Raw genomic sequence first — 16,254 nt, 5'->3', positions numbered from 1 at the left:
CTTTCTTGACTCCTTTTTGTGAGGTTAATTGAATTTCTGCGTGATTATGGTGTTAGCTGATATCCGGCCCTCTTCGATAAACTGATACCCCATACTTTAAATAGATCCTTCAGTTCATTTGATGTTTGGTTGATAAAATTCTTAACAGTCTCCGGATGAAAATATGCCGGTTTAATCTTTGGTTCGTTATCATTATTTTGGAGCCAATGTAACTTGTTATCCCGATACTGATTTACTTCCAGTTGAGTAACAAAAGGCTCTATTGTATACGCCTTAGCTTGTGTCAATCTTGAAAAGAGATTATCCACATTGTCCATTGACCTCAAGAGATTAAATTCCATCTGGCTGACTTCGTTATTGTAGATTGTTCTAATCTCATTTTTATCTCCATGGTAATCCTTCTCAAAGCCGCTATAAACCGTCTCGGTCCATCTCAAATCGGTATAGATATGGGTGAAGTATCCCAAAACGTAATCCTTCCATCCGGCCTCTGAATGAATTGATAAATACTCCAGACATTTCTCCATAATTAATTCTTTGGCTGGTAATTGATCGTCACGCACCAGGTGAGTAATTCCCTTCTCTTCCCTGGATATATTCCCTCTCATATGTACCGCATCCGGGGCAATACTGCCTATTAATAAGTTTGGAGAAGGATTTGCGAAAGAAATATTCGTAGAAATTGCAAAATGTACCATTGGCCAAGGCAATTGATTGTTTCCTCCCCTTTGTCTCATTCATTTATATTTAATTCAATAGTTTGTTTAATTCGCTCTGAATTGTCAAATATCTTTGAGATCCCAGCTTCGATCCGGATGCCCGTAGCGCTACGTACCACTCAACCAATACCAATGGTCGTTATATTTCTTGACTTCAATAAATTTTGAGCCCATTAACTGTTGATCAGGTGCGTTACCATTGCTTGTATATACAAATCCCGAGAAGTTATCTAAAATCCCACGAAACGTGAAAAAAATCACTTCTCTATTATCTGGAGAACCGAGTATGATTACTTCTCCTCCTCCCTTCGACAGATGAGCGTAATTATCTGGCAATACGGCCGTAGTCCTATTAATCGAACTTCGGATTTTGCCCTCATCAATTAAATCAACTACTTCAAGACGCTCACTTAAATAGCGATGAAAGTCCCTATTAATAATCATTTTGTCCAAAGGAACAAAATAATTTATTCCAATAATACAAATGCCGATTAACAACGGTATGGCCTTTTTAATTTGGAAGTTCTTCCGCGGCCTTGCTTTCAATAAATTTATTAATACATATAATAATGAAATACAAATAATTAAATAAAAAAATCCATAAATAGCAAATTCTAATAATGGTTCAAGAATTAGAGTAAGTTCGTAAATTAATTTCCACCGAAGTATATTAATATAAAGAACCAGCACTGAGCTTAATGATGCCAATATGGTCAAGAGTACAAACCATGTCCTGGATTGCACTTCTTTGGGCGTTGTAGACATTATTCACCTCTTCTCTTGTAGGGTTTGCAAACATACTTATGCTCAAAAAACGAACGCCCCCCTTTACTAATAACCCTCTTACTACCGGAAAGACTATCTCCTAAAGAAATTATTCATTATCCCTAAGGCTTTGATAACCATTATATTTCCATTCTGATCTTTGAACGTATCTTTTATTTTCAGGTAAATACCTGTATTCGTTTTTGCTCTTGAAATCCAGTCCAGTTTATTATTCTGATCCAATATTCTTATTGTGCAATCCTCTGTTATTTTAGCACCGGCACATGAAATCTGATGTTCCTCACGAAGCCAGTTGAGATACCTCTTATCATTTGGAATGCTGATATTCAAAATAATAATGATAAATAATAAAGCCAATAAAACTCTTACTACATTCTTATTCATATCTATCCTTTCAAATACGGTGTTTTAAGCTGATATCAATTCCTCACGATTGTAGATCCTAGATGCCCATTAATTTGAAATAACCAGAATGTTAGCAGTAAATGATTTAAACAAAGACTCCAAAATACAATCCTCTGCTTTTGATAAAGCAAATATAAAAAGATACAGATCGCAATCGCAATGAATACAGCACCTGAAACGATCCAATATATTAAAGCAATATACAAGTAGAATATGAGTGATATTGGAATCATTATTATCTTCTTCAATTAGTCGCGCCCTTTGAAATATAGGATACAAACCCCTTTCTATACATTCTACCAATACCAGAATATTCCTCCTTCATCAATTGTTGAAACAGAAAAAGGGACAACCCCCTCAATAAATCCAGTTCCTTCCGATTGATCATCGTTCCCTCAATTGGTAATCCTTCATGAAATGGGAAATTTAGAAAATCAGGTTTTTCTCTTTTATTATAGATATTTTGCAAAAAGCCGGTTGCTTCTCTTCAGAGCAATCGGCTTTTTTTGCATGAAAGGAAATTATCACTCTCGCTTATATGGAAAACAATGCGGTCATGCGGACGTCTCCGTTACTTAGCGCCAAAATGTAATTTGATCACTGCGCAACCGTACAGATTCATGTCCTTCTGTTTGAGCTTTGCCGATGGAAATGATCATGACAGGTACATACCGCTCTTCATCTAAGTCAAACGCTTTTACAATTTGGTCTTGCTCAAAACCAGCCATAGGATTGGTATCATAACCATGTGCGCGAGCCACTAGCATAAGCTGCATGGCAAAGAGGCTTGCGTCAATTTTCGCCACCTCGCTTCTGACTTCTCGAGGTAGATCCGGATACATGCTCATAATTTGTGCCACTTGTTTATCCCGTACATCCGTCGGCATTTTTCCTTGTCTAACGGCTGTATCATAAATTTCTTCCACATTCAAATGGCTTTGTGTATCACCCAAAATGATTAACATGGCAGATGAAGTATCATTTTGCAACGTATTGAAACGCACCAGCGGGCGCAGTTTATTTTTCCCTTCCGGGGTATGGACAATGACAACACGCCAAGGCTGCATATTTGCGGAAGAGGGGGCCAAACTCGCCTCTGCAATGATGTCATTCAATTCTTCTTCCGGTATTTTAATATTCTCTTCATAATGGCGTACAGTGCGTCGTCCCTTAATGATATTCGAAAAATCATTGTTTTGAATACGGTCCAGCATGTTATCTCTCCTTTTGATAACACCAGATGTTTTTGACATTAGACATGTCACTGGTTATCATGTTTATATTATGAACTATGAACCTAGGTTTATAGCAAATACAACGTGCAAGCCATATAAGCCTTAGTATTGTTATAGGATACTCACATGAGAAGGGAGAGACATATGAAAGCTAATGAGATTTCAAAACTAACAGGGTTGCCGATCTCCACCTTGCGATTTTATGAGCGCAAAAAGTTGATTCCGGTTCCGCTAGTAACTAGAGATGAGAATAATTACCGGGTATATCATGAAGAAGTTATTGATTTACTTGACGATCTGAAAACATTGTTATTAGTAGGTTTTACGATTCAAGAATTGAGTTCGCTAATGAATGAAAACGAGGCTGCTTATGAGGAAAAGAAACACATTGTTACGGGCAAAATTCAGCATATAGAAGACCTTCAGGCGAGTCTGGAAACGTCGAAAACCTTTTTACATGATTTGCTGGAGGGCAAGGCAAGGTTTCAAACAAAGTGCAACCATGTAAATGAACAAAGCTGATGCAGCCACTTATGGCCAGCATCAAGGAGCCAAACTATTTGCGCCGATTGATTACGAAACGGGTCATGTCATTCATGGGGAAGACTAAGTGATCGTGCTGGATCATTCACGAATTCATCACGCCGACAAAAGCCTTAAAAAGCGAAAAACCCTTGATACACAAGGGTTTTTCTTAGTATGCGGCCGGACGGATTTGAACCCTCACACCCGGTGAGCGCTATCCCCTCAAGCCGGCTTCCTGACTGAAAGTGGCAGCCTCGGGTGCGGGAGTTAGATTTCATAAATTTCTATATATAAATCAAACTACATTTACCCATTCAATTATATGTCATCCATACTGTATCTCCCAAAACCTCAAACCCCTGTTTAAACCAGAAGTTCCGCGATTTATCCAGCGTATATACATACATCTTTTTATTGGGATACTTCTCTTTAAGCCAGTTTATAAAAAAAGCGGCATATCCCTTGCCTTCATATTCCTTCAGAACATCCAACGCTTCAATAAATATAAAATGGGTTCTGTTTTTGATATCAATATAGAAGTCTCTCTCCAGGTACTTTTCATCATCATTAAAATAATCCTTTTCCGCCTTGCGGATTAACTGTTTCCCGTTATCGTATTCCCATACCACGCCGTACCCGACCATAGCGGCATCCGCTTCAATGATATAGATGTCCTCCGGTAAATCCGACTTGTCTTTCCTGCTCAATTCTCCTGCATGATAGCCGGATTTCAATTCGCTTAACAGGTTCTGCATGTCTGGATCAAATGGTTTTGCGCTAATGGTTGGCATGTGTGAACTCCCTTTGCTGTTTTGTTTTTAAAGTGTCATATTATGCCCGTGCCTGGCCAGATACTCTTCCTTTTCCTTATAATCCGGCATCACGCTTCCTACCCGACGCCAGAATGAACGATCATGATTCATATGCGTGAGATGACACAGCTCATGGATGATCACATAATCGATAACTTCAATTGGAGCCATGGCCAAACGATAATTAAAGGTCAACTTTTTATCCGAGCTGCAGCTTCCCCACTTGGTTTTAGATTCGACGACCTCCATGGTTTTGGGTTTTACTTTCAGCTGTGCCTGATATATTTTGATCCGTTCCCCCACAATCTTCTTGCAGCTTGCGAAATAGAATTTCTTCAGACTGCTTTTAAGCTCATCTTCATTTAAATCCCCGGTCTCTATAAGCTCATGAAGAAAATAATAGTTGCCAAGATGCAGGAACTTCCCGTTGTCTTGATAATCTCTTATTCCTGAGGTATTCCGAGCCTTCGCAATGGATTGTAATTTATCCAAAATCCTTCGCCCATGATGTTCCACAGCCCTCATAATTATCTCATCACCTGTATGATTAGGAGCCTTAACGGTTATGTGGCCCAAAGAATCAATTTGAATCGAAATCTTTTCTCTGCTTCCATATTGAACATTAAATTCGATCGTATGAGCTTCAAAATCAATCTTCATAATCACCATCGTTCCTGTAGGGTTATTTCTCATGCTTCCCTTTTTCTCTTTCCCCTATTATATCAAGACATATTCTGTTTAGGCAGGCTTATATCGGCGGAGTGGCAGGCAGGGTAAAAAAACAGGCGGTCACGCCCGGGTGGGAGCGACCGCCTGTTTTCGATAACAGGGTAAACTTATTTAAGATGAATGGGCACCGAAAAGGTTTTTCCGTTATTAATCTGGAAGGGTTCTTCTACATGAAGGGTTACCACTAAGTCATACAAACCTGGAGCAAGTTTTTTTGTGTCCAGATTATACATATATTTTTTGCCTGCAAGGCGGAAGGTATTCCCCTCGAGAACTTCAGTGCCGGATAACTCTGCAGGTACGACTACATTCGGATCATCGCCTTTGTAGACAATGGACAACGTAGCAGCTGCATGACTGACATTCTTCCCTGAAGCGTCAGTCAACTCGAATTTTAACGGGATGACGCGGCCCTGATGATACGTATCATTTGGCTTCACCGGAGGCAGGAAGCCGCTGAACCTTAAGGCGCTGTCCGTTACAACAACTTTTAAGGGAACAACTGTAATCTCACCGTCTAAAGTAAATTCAACATCAAATACGTATTCGCCGACAGCCAGAGAATCGAGATAATCCCTGGCAAGATCTATCCGCACCTGGTTTAACGTATAATCTTGTCCTTCAACCAATAATTCACCGTCAAGCTTGATGCCGCTAAAGTCATTGCCGTTTTTCTCAAGAAAAGCTTTGGTAGAAGTATTCCTGTTCAGCGCAGCCTTATCATACTTAATGGTGTCTATATGAAGAGCAGGCGCTGTCGGAGTGCGGTCATAAAGGGCAACATCGTTAAACGGCAATGATCCCGCTGCAAGACTGGAGGTCACATTCAACCTGAAATAACGTCCTGTGACATTATCAAAGTCCAGCGTATAATCACGGATATTGACCAGGGCTCCGCTTTTGACTACTGTCCAGTTAACGCCGTCAACCGAGTAGTCCAGGAAGTAATTGCCGATTCTTGCCTCCTGTTGATTGATCACGAACCGCCCGAACGTTTGCTGCTCTCCCAGATCAAAGGTGATGGTTGTCGGATTGCTTGCCGTAGGCCTTCTGCTCGCCGTTTGCCAACGTGTATCCAAGTCCCCGTCAACCAGATTGCCGATATTCTCGCCCTGAAGAGGATGAGATACCGAGATCGCAGATGCCGGCAGATCTGATACCAAATTCCCCGGCCTCGCATAGCTTAATTGCGGCTGATAATCATCAACTGCAAAATCCTTCGGATCCGTGAAGCTGCCTGTCTGAACCTCATGAATTCCAATATCGATTCCACCATCTCTGTACAATGGATTTCCGAAATAGTCTACGGTTCCTGATTGCTCCACATATCTTCCGGCATTAATAAGCGGGGAGGTTTCCTTGAGCTTGTAGCTATTCGTTCCTTCATAAAGCCCGGTCGTATAAACGGTCGGATCTCCGGCAAACTGTGGATCTGCCGTTACTTTGTACAAATCTACGGGCTCAAAGGCTCCCCGTTGTCCACTCGCCTCATAAATAGCATTATTCTGGAACTTCATGTTCTGGATACCGGGAATGCCGCCGGACACACGTCTTGCCCATGTGGTAGGGGTTGTTTCATTATAATTGTAGAAAATATTGTTGTAGAGATACATCGCTGATTTTATTTCCTCATCGTGAATCTCCATCTTGGCCCCGTCATAAACAAATACATTGTTTACAAAATAGGCAGGGGACTTGTTGACATGAAGCTGATTCTTAATTAATACTCCATTATCGTTCACGCTTAAGTTGTATCTTGCGACATTGCCGGCCGCATTCCCCATATATGACATCCAGCCTGCAGGATTATCGTGCGTATAGTTGTATTGATATTTCACGTTATAGCTGGAGAATTCAAAGTCGAACGCGGTTCCATCGTAGAAAGCGGAAACCCCGTCATAAACCTCGTTAAACTGCTGGGTTACATCTGCGCTTGCCCATGAGTATAATCCGGCCGATACAGAGTCATATCTTTTGAGAAAGCCGTTTACAACATTGTACTCCACAAGCATATTCTTGGTATCGGCCAGTTGAATGGCACCCTGCCCGATATTTTCAGCGTAATTATGCCCAATGTACACATCCCGGTTGTAAAGATCCTTGTCCTTTATCCACCCCTGCTCCCATTGTCCAAGATCATTGAACCAGTTAAATCCGAATTGAATGGCATGGAGCTCTGTCTTGATAATAGAATTATTGTCGATTCTGACATCCTGAAAATAGTTGGCGCCATCCGCATATTCCGTATAAGGCTTTTCACCGAAAATCTGAAAGTTGATTCCGCCGTAATGTATTTTCTGCCAGGTTGTTACCCCGTCAATATCATGAATGTCATTATTCGTGATTCTAAAGTAGTTCATGATCTTATCATCCGATTGAAGCTGATCTGCATTAATGGATATACTGATACCGTCTCTTACGACCTGTCTTTCGGTTCCCGGTACGTTAATGTCGACGTCAAAATCATCATCATTCGAGATTTCAAGATTATGAATCTCCCAGTACTGCTGGTTGATCAAAATTACGGCTCCTGTCTTTCCTACTAAATCCATATCTTTGTACCATACATTCCCTTCATTATAGACAGGAGTAGGCACATTGCCGTTTACAGCGATATACGGCTTGCCCAGACCCGGATCGCCATACCGGTCAATAATGATCGGCTTTCCTGCTTGTCCGCTGCCTTTAGGCCAAAGCTGCTGATCCTCCCACACCTCTCCCGCCTTCAGCAGAATCCGGTCTCCCGGCTGAAAGGTCTTTGCGTTGACAGGCGCAAAGGTTTGCCATGCCGAATCGGGCGATGTTCCATCATTGCTGTCATTGCCATGGGTAGCATCAACATGATAGTCCGTGCCGGCAGTGTTCGTTTCTTCCGCTGATGCGCTGGGCGAAAATGCCACCAACGATGAAATCGTTATCAAAACCATTAAAAACGATAAAAGCTTTTTCATTTCATTATGCACTCCCTTTCGATTAGTAAATATGAATTCGATTGTATCTGTTTCCATCATACATAGGTTGATCAGCGCGCAACATAGAAGATCCTTGCTTATTCATGGACATTTTCATGATTTTAGAAGGTTGTTTTATTATAATTTTTTTCGTTTATTTTGATTTCCGCTTTTTTAATCAGCTCCTTGATATAAGCCTCGTACTTCTCGTCAATGACCATGCTCTTTACAGCATTCTTATTTTGTGCGTAGGCCTCTGATTCCCCATTTTCTTTGCTTGTTAACATAATCAGGTTGTAACTGCCATTGTCCTCCAGAATCTCCTTGCTATACTCGTTGATTTGCAAAGATTCGGCAGCTGACCGCAAGTTAAAGGCAGACCGTACATCCGAGCGGTAAGAATCCTGATTGAAGGTTTGAGTGAGCATCTTGCTGCTCTCATTATATTTTTTGGAAGCCTCGTCGAAGCTCATACCTTTATCCAAATCAGCAAGCGCATTTTGCGCTTTGCTGTACGCATCCTCCATATGCTCCTGGGTACGATAAGGGATAGAGATCTTAAGGATCTTATAGGAAACATCCTTACTTGACCAACGATCCTCATTAGCCAGATAACTGCTTCGGGCTTCATTTTCGGTAACAAAAAAGGGATCCTTGTCTGTCCTGCTCATTAAATCCTTCAGATTAAGGCGTAAATTGCTCATAATGTGATTATAATATTCGCTTTCGCTATAGGCGCCCGGTCCGTAAACGACCTCCCCCTTCGATATTGCCGATTTTCTTCTCCCGTTCTCGATTTTCAATTGGTTCAGCAGGTCCTTGTAGGAGCTGAAATCGACCAGGTTATGTTCCTTTGCCAGCAATAATTCTATTTTTCTTCTGACCGCTTCATCCAGCGCCCGTTCTCTAAGTACTTTCATTGGATTCTCACCGTTAAAATCGCCGCTCCAGAAATCAGCATCTATTCTTGCATCATACTGAACTTTAAAATAGTTCTGGACATCGGGTTTTAACCTCTTCATCTGCGTTTCCAGTTCTCTTGCTGCAATGGGTTCACTATTCACTGCTGCAACCTGCTTAAAATCCGTTTCACCTAACGTGGATACAGCAACTGCCGCCGTTCCCAGTACTGCAGCTATAACGGATAATAACAGCAGGATAAATCTTTTCTTAACAGGCATGGCGGCGGGATTCTGTGCGGCTTTTATTTTTATGCTTTTTCTCTTTTTCACCCTATCACCTCCATCAAAAGTAGTTTTATATTCTATTATATGGCCACATCGGCGCCGTTAACATTGAGGATCTTCACTAGAAACTGGATATTCTTTTCTTTTTAATGCTATTGTCCAGTTTTCAAGGCTAACGCATAAAGAAAGCGTCTTGGCACAATGCTGCCCTGACGCTTTCTTGCGGCTTACAAATCTAATTCTCAAGTTTCATAGAGTCCGGGTGAGGCCGCTCCTGTACACTTCAAAATGGCTGATTGTCGGATACCAGCGTGATTCCGATATGACAAGACGGACATGCCTGGCCCGTACTTCGTCAAAACGGCAAATTTTCTTATACCCAATGACAGAGCCTTCGCAGAGCGGTCTCCAGTGCTGCCCGTCCCGGTATTCAATGCGGAAACTCTCTACGCGTTGGCCCTTCCTGATATGCTCGGCTAACAGGATTCGATCGAAAGCCTGTTCGCTGCCAAGATCGAATTCGAGCTCCGCTTGCTCCACGCCTTCAGGCGGACACCAATACGTCAGAGAATTACCGTCGGTGACCCTATCCGCACGATGCGGGTCGTCCTTGGCCTGTGAAGCCACCGCGCGGACTCCGGCTGCCAGATTGGTTTGATAAGCTTCCCGGATTCGTTCGCCAAGCTCCCTCATTCTGCGGGCGTCATTCTCATGAATGAGCCCTCTTTGGTCGGGAGGCAAATTAAGCAGAAATGCGGAATTGCCGCCAACGATCCGTTCGTACAGGTCCATCAATTCGTCAAGCGGTTTGACAAGGTCATCCTCGGACGAATGATAGAACCAGCCCGGCCGGATCGAAGTGTTCACTTCAGCCGGATACCAGGCGACTTCAGCCGCATCAGCCAGTATCCTCCGGCTGCCCAGATCATCATTCTCCGATCCGACCCGTTTGGCGAACTCCCGGTCATCCGCCTGCTGCGAATTTGCCTGAATTTTCTCATTGTCCTTCATGCTGGCCGGTACGACACTCCACTCCGCTGTCCGGGTATGGCCAGCCTCATTGCCGCACCACCGTACGTCCGGGCCGCAGACGGAAATGACGGCATTCGGCTGATGCTGCCGGATGATCCCGTAATAGGCGTCCCAGTCATAAACCTGCCGCTTTCCATTCGGCCCTTCCCCGCATGCACCGTCGAACCAGACACAGAACAGCTCCCCGTAATTCGTGAGCAGCTCCCTCAGCTGATTGATGAAGTAAGCATTATATTCCGGGGAGCTGCCGTAGCTCGGCTCGTGACGGTCCCACGGTGAAACGTAAATGCCGAATTTCAGGCCGGCCGCATGGCAGGCATCGGATACCTCACGGACCAAATCTCCCTGACCGTCCTTCCACGGACTGCTTTTGACCGAATGGCCGGTATACGCGCTTGGCCACAAGCAGAACCCGTCATGGTGCTTGCAGGTCAGGATAAGTCCCTTCATTCCTGCCGATTGGCACACTTCCACCCATTGTGCAGCGTTCAGCTCCCTCGGGCCGAATATGGACGGACTCTCATCGCCATTGCCCCATTCCTGATCGGTAAACGTGTTGACCGTGAAATGAATAAAGCCGTAAAATTCCAGCTCCTGCCATGACAGCTGCCGCTGCGACGGGATTGTCCCGGCGGCCTCCCGAATCGATACTCCCACTTAAGAACACTCTCCTTCTTCTCCGCTGGCTATTATCCCAAATCCGCCTTGTCCGTCAGTCTGACTACAGGATCTATCGTACCGTGAAGCTCAAATACGATCAATTCATTCTTGCCTTCCTTAAGCAGCGGGGCGGGTACGTACAGCGTACGTGCCGGCCCTTTCTCCCAATAGCGACCCAGGTTAAAGCCGTTGAGGAAGACGCTTCCTTTGCTCCACCCGTCCAGACGGAGGAAGGTGTCAGCCCGGTCATCAACCTGGAATGTTCCCCTGTAGAAAGCCGGAAGCCGATCTGTTCCGGGCTGCCTCTGTCCGGTTATCATTTCGAAGGCAAGTCCCTCCAACGAATCCAGAGGCAGCGGATAGATCGTCCAATCGTATAGAAACTGGTTGTCCAGCCTCACGCCCTCGGTGATGCCTTTGATATCACGCATCAGGGGGCCATAATTAACCCGTCCCATATTTTCAACCAGGATGTCAAGCCGGACGCCGTCCGGCGGAACTTCGAGCGGGAGGGCGAGCGGATTCCAACGCTCCACCGTACCGGCATACATGCCGTCCGCGAATACGAGCGCCCGATCGCGCACCTCTTGAAGCGTCAGCTGCATCCCGCTTCTCGGCCCGGTTATGCGCGTTGAATATAAGATAAAACCGTATTCTTGACCAACCGTCTCCATCGGGTCCGGGCATGTCCGCCCAATCGGGGATGACAGGCGGTCCAGCTGATCGAACAATCCGGCTGTTTGGTCCAAGCGGACTTCTCCATAGGCCCGCTTGGGGACAGGCTCGGGCAATTGCAGCTTGGGCAGATTCACATAGCGCTCCAGCACTTTTCGCACGGCATAAAATTTTTCCGTCGGCTCCCCCGACTCGTCCAGAAGGGCGTCGTAATCGTAGCTGTTCACCGTCGGCTCATACTGCTTGATATGGTTGGCGCCATTGTAGAAGCCGAAATTCGTGCCGCCATGGAACATATAGAAGTTAACCGAAGCTCCCTCCCGCATAATGTCCTCGAATACCTCCGTCACCTCCGGAGCCGGGCGGGACTGATGCTTCTCCATCCAATGATCGAACCAGCCGATCCAGAATTCCATGCACATCAAGGGGCCATCCGGTTGGTACTCGCGCAGCTTGCGGAAGGCTTCCCCCGCCCGGGAGCCGAAATTGACCATCCCGAGCACGCCCTCGACCATTCCGCCCTGCAGCATGTGGTCCTCCGGTCCGTCCGATGTGAACAGCAGCACGTCCATGCCGCGCTTGCGCATGGCATCCCGGATATATTCCAGGTACTTCTTGTCGTTGCCGTAGCTTCCGTACTCATTCTCGACCTGCATCGCGATAATCGGCCCGCCGTTCGTACTTAACAACGGCTTTAGGCGGGGCAGAAGCTCGTCGAAATAAGCATCCACCTTGTCCAGATAAGCCTTGTCAAAGCAGCGCAGCCGCATGCCGGCGTCCGCCAGCAGCCAGGCAGGCAAGCCGCCGAACTCCCATTCCGCGCATATATAGGGGCTTGGCCGCACGATCACATGCAGCCCCAGCTCTCCCGCAAGCCTGATGAAATTCCCGATGCCGGCGATGCCTTCGAATTGGAATTGGCCTTCCTTCGGCTCATGCAGATTCCACGGCACGTAGGTTTCCACCGTGTTCAATCCGCAGGCCTTCAGCTTGAGCAGCCGGTCCCGCCAATACTCGGGAACAACGCGAAAATAATGGATTGCCCCCGACAAGAGACGGATTGCCTTGCCGTCGAGGACAAATTGATTCCCTTCTACTCCGAAAACAGCCAATTCAGCACACCCTTCCCTCTTATCTGTTCTTTATTATCCTTTCACGCCACCCAGCATCATGCCCTGCGTGAGCCTCTTCTGGAGCAGCGCGTATACCAGTATCGTCGGTACGAGGACGATGACCAGCCCGGCGAACAAAGAACCCCAGTCCGTGGCATACTGCTGGATCTGCATCAGATTGGACAGGCCGATCGGGATTGTTTTCTTGACGTCGTCCGTTATGAAGGTCATGGCCAGCACGTATTCGTTCCAGAAATCGAAAAAACTGAATACGATCAAGGTAATGATTCCCGGGCGGGCCATCGGGATAATGACCTTGAACAGTGTGCCAAAATAGCCGCAGCCATCGATCATGGCCGCTTCTTCATAATCATGCGGAATGGATTTCATGAATCCCGTCAGCAGGAAGACGGAGAAAGGCAGACTGCCCGTCGCGTAGACGGCGCTGAGCCAAAAACGGTTGTTAAGCATATTAAGATCATTCATCATCAGGAAGAGCGGTACGATAATGTACACGCCGCCGATGAACAAGCCAGCCATGTAGAAGTTGGTCAGGAAAGAACGGCCGCGGAAATTCATCCTTCCGAGCACGTATGCCGTCGGAACAGCCGTAAACAGCAGCACTGCCATCGACATGACGACGACGAGCACGGAGTTGACCATATAGTCGCCAATCCTGGCCGTTGTGAACGCCCTTGCGTAATTACCGAAATGAAGGGCGGAAGGAAGGGACCATGGACTTTCCATGACCTCGGCATTCGTCTTGAATGAGGCGAGCACGTTCCAGACTAAAGGGTATAAAACGATCAAGGCCTGCAGGATCAGGAAGACACGCAGCACAAGCCTGCCGATACCTCTGGATGATTGACTTCTTGCCTGGACGGTCGAAGGATAAGCGGACATGTCAGGTGGATCCCCTTTCCGTTAATTTGTTGCTGATCATGGCAAGCAGAAGGGAAATAACGAAAATAAACACGCCGATTGCCATGGCATAGCCGAAATTCGAGTTCGTAAACGCCTGGCTGTACAAGTAGGTCATCACAACCTCCGAATGGCGGTCCGGACCTCCGGCCGTCATAATGGACACGATGACGAAGCTGATCGAGAGAACGCCGTTGATGCTGAAGACAATCGTAACGCGAATGATCTCCCAAAGCATCGGAATGGTGATATAGAAAAATTGCTGGATTCGGGTCGCACCGTCAAGGTCCGCTGCTTCATATAAGTCGGGAGAGATGCTGTCAATCCCGGCCATGTACATGACCATGTAATAACCGGCCGCCTGCCAGATGAGCGTAACTGCCAATGCCCAGAGCACCGTGCGGGAGTCGCCAAGCCATGCCATCGCCCAATCGCCCAGGCCGAGGATTTCAAGACCGGAGTTGACGAATCCCATCGTGGGATGATAGATGAACGACCACAGAATGGCGATGACGACGAACGATAGAATGCTCGGGAAGAAAAAGACCGTACGGTAGAAGCTGATCTCCTTCAGCTTCGATTGCGTCAGCAAGGAGGCGTTGACTAGCGCAATAAGAAGCGTGAGCACCGGCACGATAAGCATCAGGAAGCCCGTGTTGCGGAGCGCGAGCAGGAAGGTATCGTCGTGAAACATATCCGCGAAATTTTTCATGCCGATGAATTTCATATCGTCGCCGACGCCGGTCCAACGAAACAATGATTTATGGAAGATCTGAATGGCCGGATATACTTTGAACAGAGAAAATAGCGCCAGTCCCGGAATCAGGCAGGCTGCGATGAAAAGTCCCCGTCTCGTTTTCATGCTCATATTCATGGATTAAAAGCCTTCCTTTCTGCCCTCAAGATGCAGGAAAACCTGCCGGGTTCATCCGAACGCGCGGCAGGTTTCCGGAAAAATAGGAGCCTTATTATTGATCTCCGTTTTCTTTCAACTCAGTTTGAATGTTGGTGTAGACCTTGTACAGCTGGTCACTGTACTCATCAAGGCTAAGCTGCTTGTTCATAATGGATGAGATCGGCTTGTAGATTTCGTCGCTGGGGTTGTATTTGCTTCCTTTGGCTACCGATTTGAACGCACCGTTAACCGTCCCCATTCCGCTATCGACCGCTTTATATACATTGTAAGTCGATTCGGAAATAAATGCCTTCGCCATGTCCGGAGCGCCTTTGACGGCCAGCACCCCTTTCGATTTCTCGGCGTTCAGCTTGACGCTTTTGTCGCTGTACAGGTATTTCAGGAACTCTTTAGCCAGTTCAGGGTTTTTCGCTTTTGCCGGAATGACCAGCTGCTCAACGTTAGTCAATGCGATTACGGGCTTATCCGCCTGGAAGGCCGGAACTCCGAGGAAGCCGAACTGGAAGCCGTCCTCGCGTGGCGCGTCTTTCATTTCATCCTCAAACCAGGTTCCGTTCGGAATGAACATGGATTTGCCCTGCATGAACGCCGTCTGCGACTGCGTATGATTCAACGCGATCGTACCCTTCATCAGCGCGTTATCCTCATTGGCGATTTTCTCGAGCACACCCCAAACCTGCTTGAAGGTGTCGCTTTTCCAAAACTCGGGATCGAAGTTGTAGAACTGGTCGAGCGCTTCCTGACCTCCGACGCTGTAGATAGTAGGAACGATCATCTCTTCAAGATAACCGGGGTATAAGCCTTGATAAGTAAAGAGCTCGCGGCCGTTTTCCCGGGCAGTGGCATTAAGCGCGAAAAACTCGTCCCACGTCTTTGGAGCCGCGATGCCTTTTTGGTCGAATAAGGCTTTGTTGTACCACAGGCCCATAACGCCATAGTTGTAAGGCGCCATGTACACTTTTCCGTCGCCGTATGGAGAGCTCGACCTGGATTCCAGGACGCCCGGCAGGATCTTGTCCTTGAGCGGCGCTCCTCCGTCTTCTCCAGGGCTGTTGAATACGTCGCTAAGATCGGTAAGCGCGTTGTCTTTAATTAATCCGTCAAGGATCGGAGTATTATCGCTGCCCGCAATGTACATGAAATCGGGCGGGTTGCCCGCTACGATCTTCGGCCGGACAAGCTCGGCGATTTTCGGGCTTGCGGTAATGGTAATCTTCGTACCCGGATAGTCGCTCATGAAGTCCTCTGCAATCGTATCCCAGTATTCCCGTCCGTAACCACCCTGGAACACGGCAACGTTCAATTCGGTATTTTCGAATTGCTTCCCGCCTTCCGAAGGACTGTTCGCCGTGGATGGCTCATTAGCTGTGGAAGACCCGCCACTCGAATTGCCGTTGTTCGAACCGCATCCCGCCAATATCGAGAATGCCGTGATGAATGCAGCAATCGTCATTAACCATTTTTTGTGTTTTATTTTTATGACCCCCTCATCCTGTGTTGGTATTATTATAAGCTCCAGGGGATTTCGGACAAATGAACAAAAGACATGATGTTCATGGATAATTTTCATCCTGACTCCCCATCGTGAA

Annotated in this window: 14 protein-coding genes; 1 reads left to right on the top strand and 13 read right to left on the bottom strand. The window is 46.4% G+C overall.

Annotation, left to right across the window (positions count from 1 at the left end; translation table 11 throughout):
- Positions 1–44: 44 nt before the first annotated feature.
- The 4 genes from AC0YOB_RS31540 to AC0YOB_RS31525 all read right to left on the bottom strand — a co-directional run bounded on the left by AC0YOB_RS31540 (position 45) and on the right by AC0YOB_RS31525 (position 3,124).
- On the bottom strand, positions 45–710 hold the full coding sequence (locus AC0YOB_RS31540) for a hypothetical protein (protein ID WP_475796157.1): 666 nt from the start codon (positions 708–710) through the stop codon (positions 45–47).
- 117 nt (positions 711–827) lie between these two features.
- Entirely contained in the window at positions 828–1,484 is a 657-nt protein-coding gene (locus AC0YOB_RS31535; RefSeq protein ID WP_475796156.1) for a hypothetical protein, read from the bottom strand.
- A gap of 93 nt (positions 1,485–1,577) precedes the next feature.
- Complete coding sequence (locus AC0YOB_RS31530) at positions 1,578–1,889, bottom strand: hypothetical protein (protein ID WP_475796155.1); 312 nt, start codon at positions 1,887–1,889, stop codon at positions 1,578–1,580.
- A 596-nt stretch (positions 1,890–2,485) separates the two neighbouring features.
- Entirely contained in the window at positions 2,486–3,124 is a 639-nt protein-coding gene (locus AC0YOB_RS31525) for a nitroreductase family protein (RefSeq protein ID WP_475796154.1), read from the bottom strand.
- Positions 3,125–3,289: 165 nt separating this feature from the next.
- Here AC0YOB_RS31525 and AC0YOB_RS31520 point away from each other — a divergent pair, with 165 nt between their 5' ends.
- Positions 3,290–3,667 (top strand): MerR family transcriptional regulator, encoded by a 378-nt coding sequence (locus AC0YOB_RS31520; protein ID WP_475796153.1) that lies wholly within the window; start codon positions 3,290–3,292, stop codon positions 3,665–3,667.
- Between the two features lie 317 nt (positions 3,668–3,984).
- On the opposite strand, the gene AC0YOB_RS31515 is transcribed toward AC0YOB_RS31520, so the two are convergent.
- From AC0YOB_RS31515 to AC0YOB_RS31475, 9 genes are all read right to left on the bottom strand, one after another.
- The gene (locus AC0YOB_RS31515; RefSeq protein ID WP_475796152.1) at positions 3,985–4,461 is read right to left on the bottom strand and encodes a GNAT family N-acetyltransferase; all 477 of its coding nucleotides are present in this window, start codon (positions 4,459–4,461) and stop codon (positions 3,985–3,987) included.
- A 27-nt stretch (positions 4,462–4,488) separates the two neighbouring features.
- The gene (locus AC0YOB_RS31510) at positions 4,489–5,142 is read right to left on the bottom strand and encodes a M48 family metallopeptidase (protein WP_475796254.1); all 654 of its coding nucleotides are present in this window, start codon (positions 5,140–5,142) and stop codon (positions 4,489–4,491) included.
- 176 nt (positions 5,143–5,318) lie between these two features.
- Complete coding sequence (locus tag AC0YOB_RS31505; RefSeq protein WP_475796151.1) at positions 5,319–8,162, bottom strand: discoidin domain-containing protein; 2,844 nt, start codon at positions 8,160–8,162, stop codon at positions 5,319–5,321.
- A gap of 122 nt (positions 8,163–8,284) precedes the next feature.
- On the bottom strand, positions 8,285–9,394 hold the full coding sequence (locus AC0YOB_RS31500; protein ID WP_475796150.1) for a peptidylprolyl isomerase: 1,110 nt from the start codon (positions 9,392–9,394) through the stop codon (positions 8,285–8,287).
- A gap of 204 nt (positions 9,395–9,598) precedes the next feature.
- Positions 9,599–11,038, bottom strand: a complete 1,440-nt coding sequence (locus AC0YOB_RS31495; RefSeq protein WP_475796149.1) for an alpha-L-fucosidase — start codon at positions 11,036–11,038, stop codon at positions 9,599–9,601.
- Between the two features lie 32 nt (positions 11,039–11,070).
- Positions 11,071–12,828, bottom strand: a complete 1,758-nt coding sequence (locus AC0YOB_RS31490) for a beta-galactosidase (RefSeq protein WP_475796148.1) — start codon at positions 12,826–12,828, stop codon at positions 11,071–11,073.
- 33 nt (positions 12,829–12,861) lie between these two features.
- Positions 12,862–13,731, bottom strand: coding sequence for a carbohydrate ABC transporter permease (locus tag AC0YOB_RS31485; protein WP_475796147.1), 870 nt, complete (start codon positions 13,729–13,731; stop codon positions 12,862–12,864).
- 1 nt (position 13,732) lies between these two features.
- Positions 13,733–14,623: a carbohydrate ABC transporter permease gene (locus tag AC0YOB_RS31480; protein WP_475796146.1), complete on the bottom strand. Its 891-nt coding sequence runs from the start codon at positions 14,621–14,623 to the stop codon at positions 13,733–13,735.
- Between the two features lie 94 nt (positions 14,624–14,717).
- On the bottom strand, positions 14,718–16,118 hold the full coding sequence (locus AC0YOB_RS31475; RefSeq protein ID WP_475796145.1) for a carbohydrate ABC transporter substrate-binding protein: 1,401 nt from the start codon (positions 16,116–16,118) through the stop codon (positions 14,718–14,720).
- Positions 16,119–16,254: the final 136 nt, after the last annotated feature.

The sequence above is a fragment of the Paenibacillus sp. JT31N17 genome (assembly GCF_056269255.1).
This window is presented reverse-complemented; position numbering and strand designations above follow the sequence as displayed.

Coding starts and splice junctions, on each gene's coding strand:
- AC0YOB_RS31530 (WP_475796155.1), bottom strand. CDS start 1,889: ATGAATAAGAATGTAGTAAGAGTTTTATTGGCTTTATTATTTATCATT.
- AC0YOB_RS31475 (WP_475796145.1), bottom strand. CDS start 16,118: ATGACGATTGCTGCATTCATCACGGCATTCTCGATATTGGCGGGATGC.
- AC0YOB_RS31525 (WP_475796154.1), bottom strand. CDS start 3,124: ATGCTGGACCGTATTCAAAACAATGATTTTTCGAATATCATTAAGGGA.
- AC0YOB_RS31535 (WP_475796156.1), bottom strand. CDS start 1,484: ATGTCTACAACGCCCAAAGAAGTGCAATCCAGGACATGGTTTGTACTC.
- AC0YOB_RS31480 (WP_475796146.1), bottom strand. CDS start 14,623: ATGAATATGAGCATGAAAACGAGACGGGGACTTTTCATCGCAGCCTGC.
- AC0YOB_RS31515 (WP_475796152.1), bottom strand. CDS start 4,461: ATGCCAACCATTAGCGCAAAACCATTTGATCCAGACATGCAGAACCTG.
- AC0YOB_RS31505 (WP_475796151.1), bottom strand. CDS start 8,162: ATGAAAAAGCTTTTATCGTTTTTAATGGTTTTGATAACGATTTCATCG.
- AC0YOB_RS31485 (WP_475796147.1), bottom strand. CDS start 13,731: ATGTCCGCTTATCCTTCGACCGTCCAGGCAAGAAGTCAATCATCCAGA.
- AC0YOB_RS31510 (WP_475796254.1), bottom strand. CDS start 5,142: ATGAAGATTGATTTTGAAGCTCATACGATCGAATTTAATGTTCAATAT.
- AC0YOB_RS31520 (WP_475796153.1), top strand. CDS start 3,290: ATGAAAGCTAATGAGATTTCAAAACTAACAGGGTTGCCGATCTCCACC.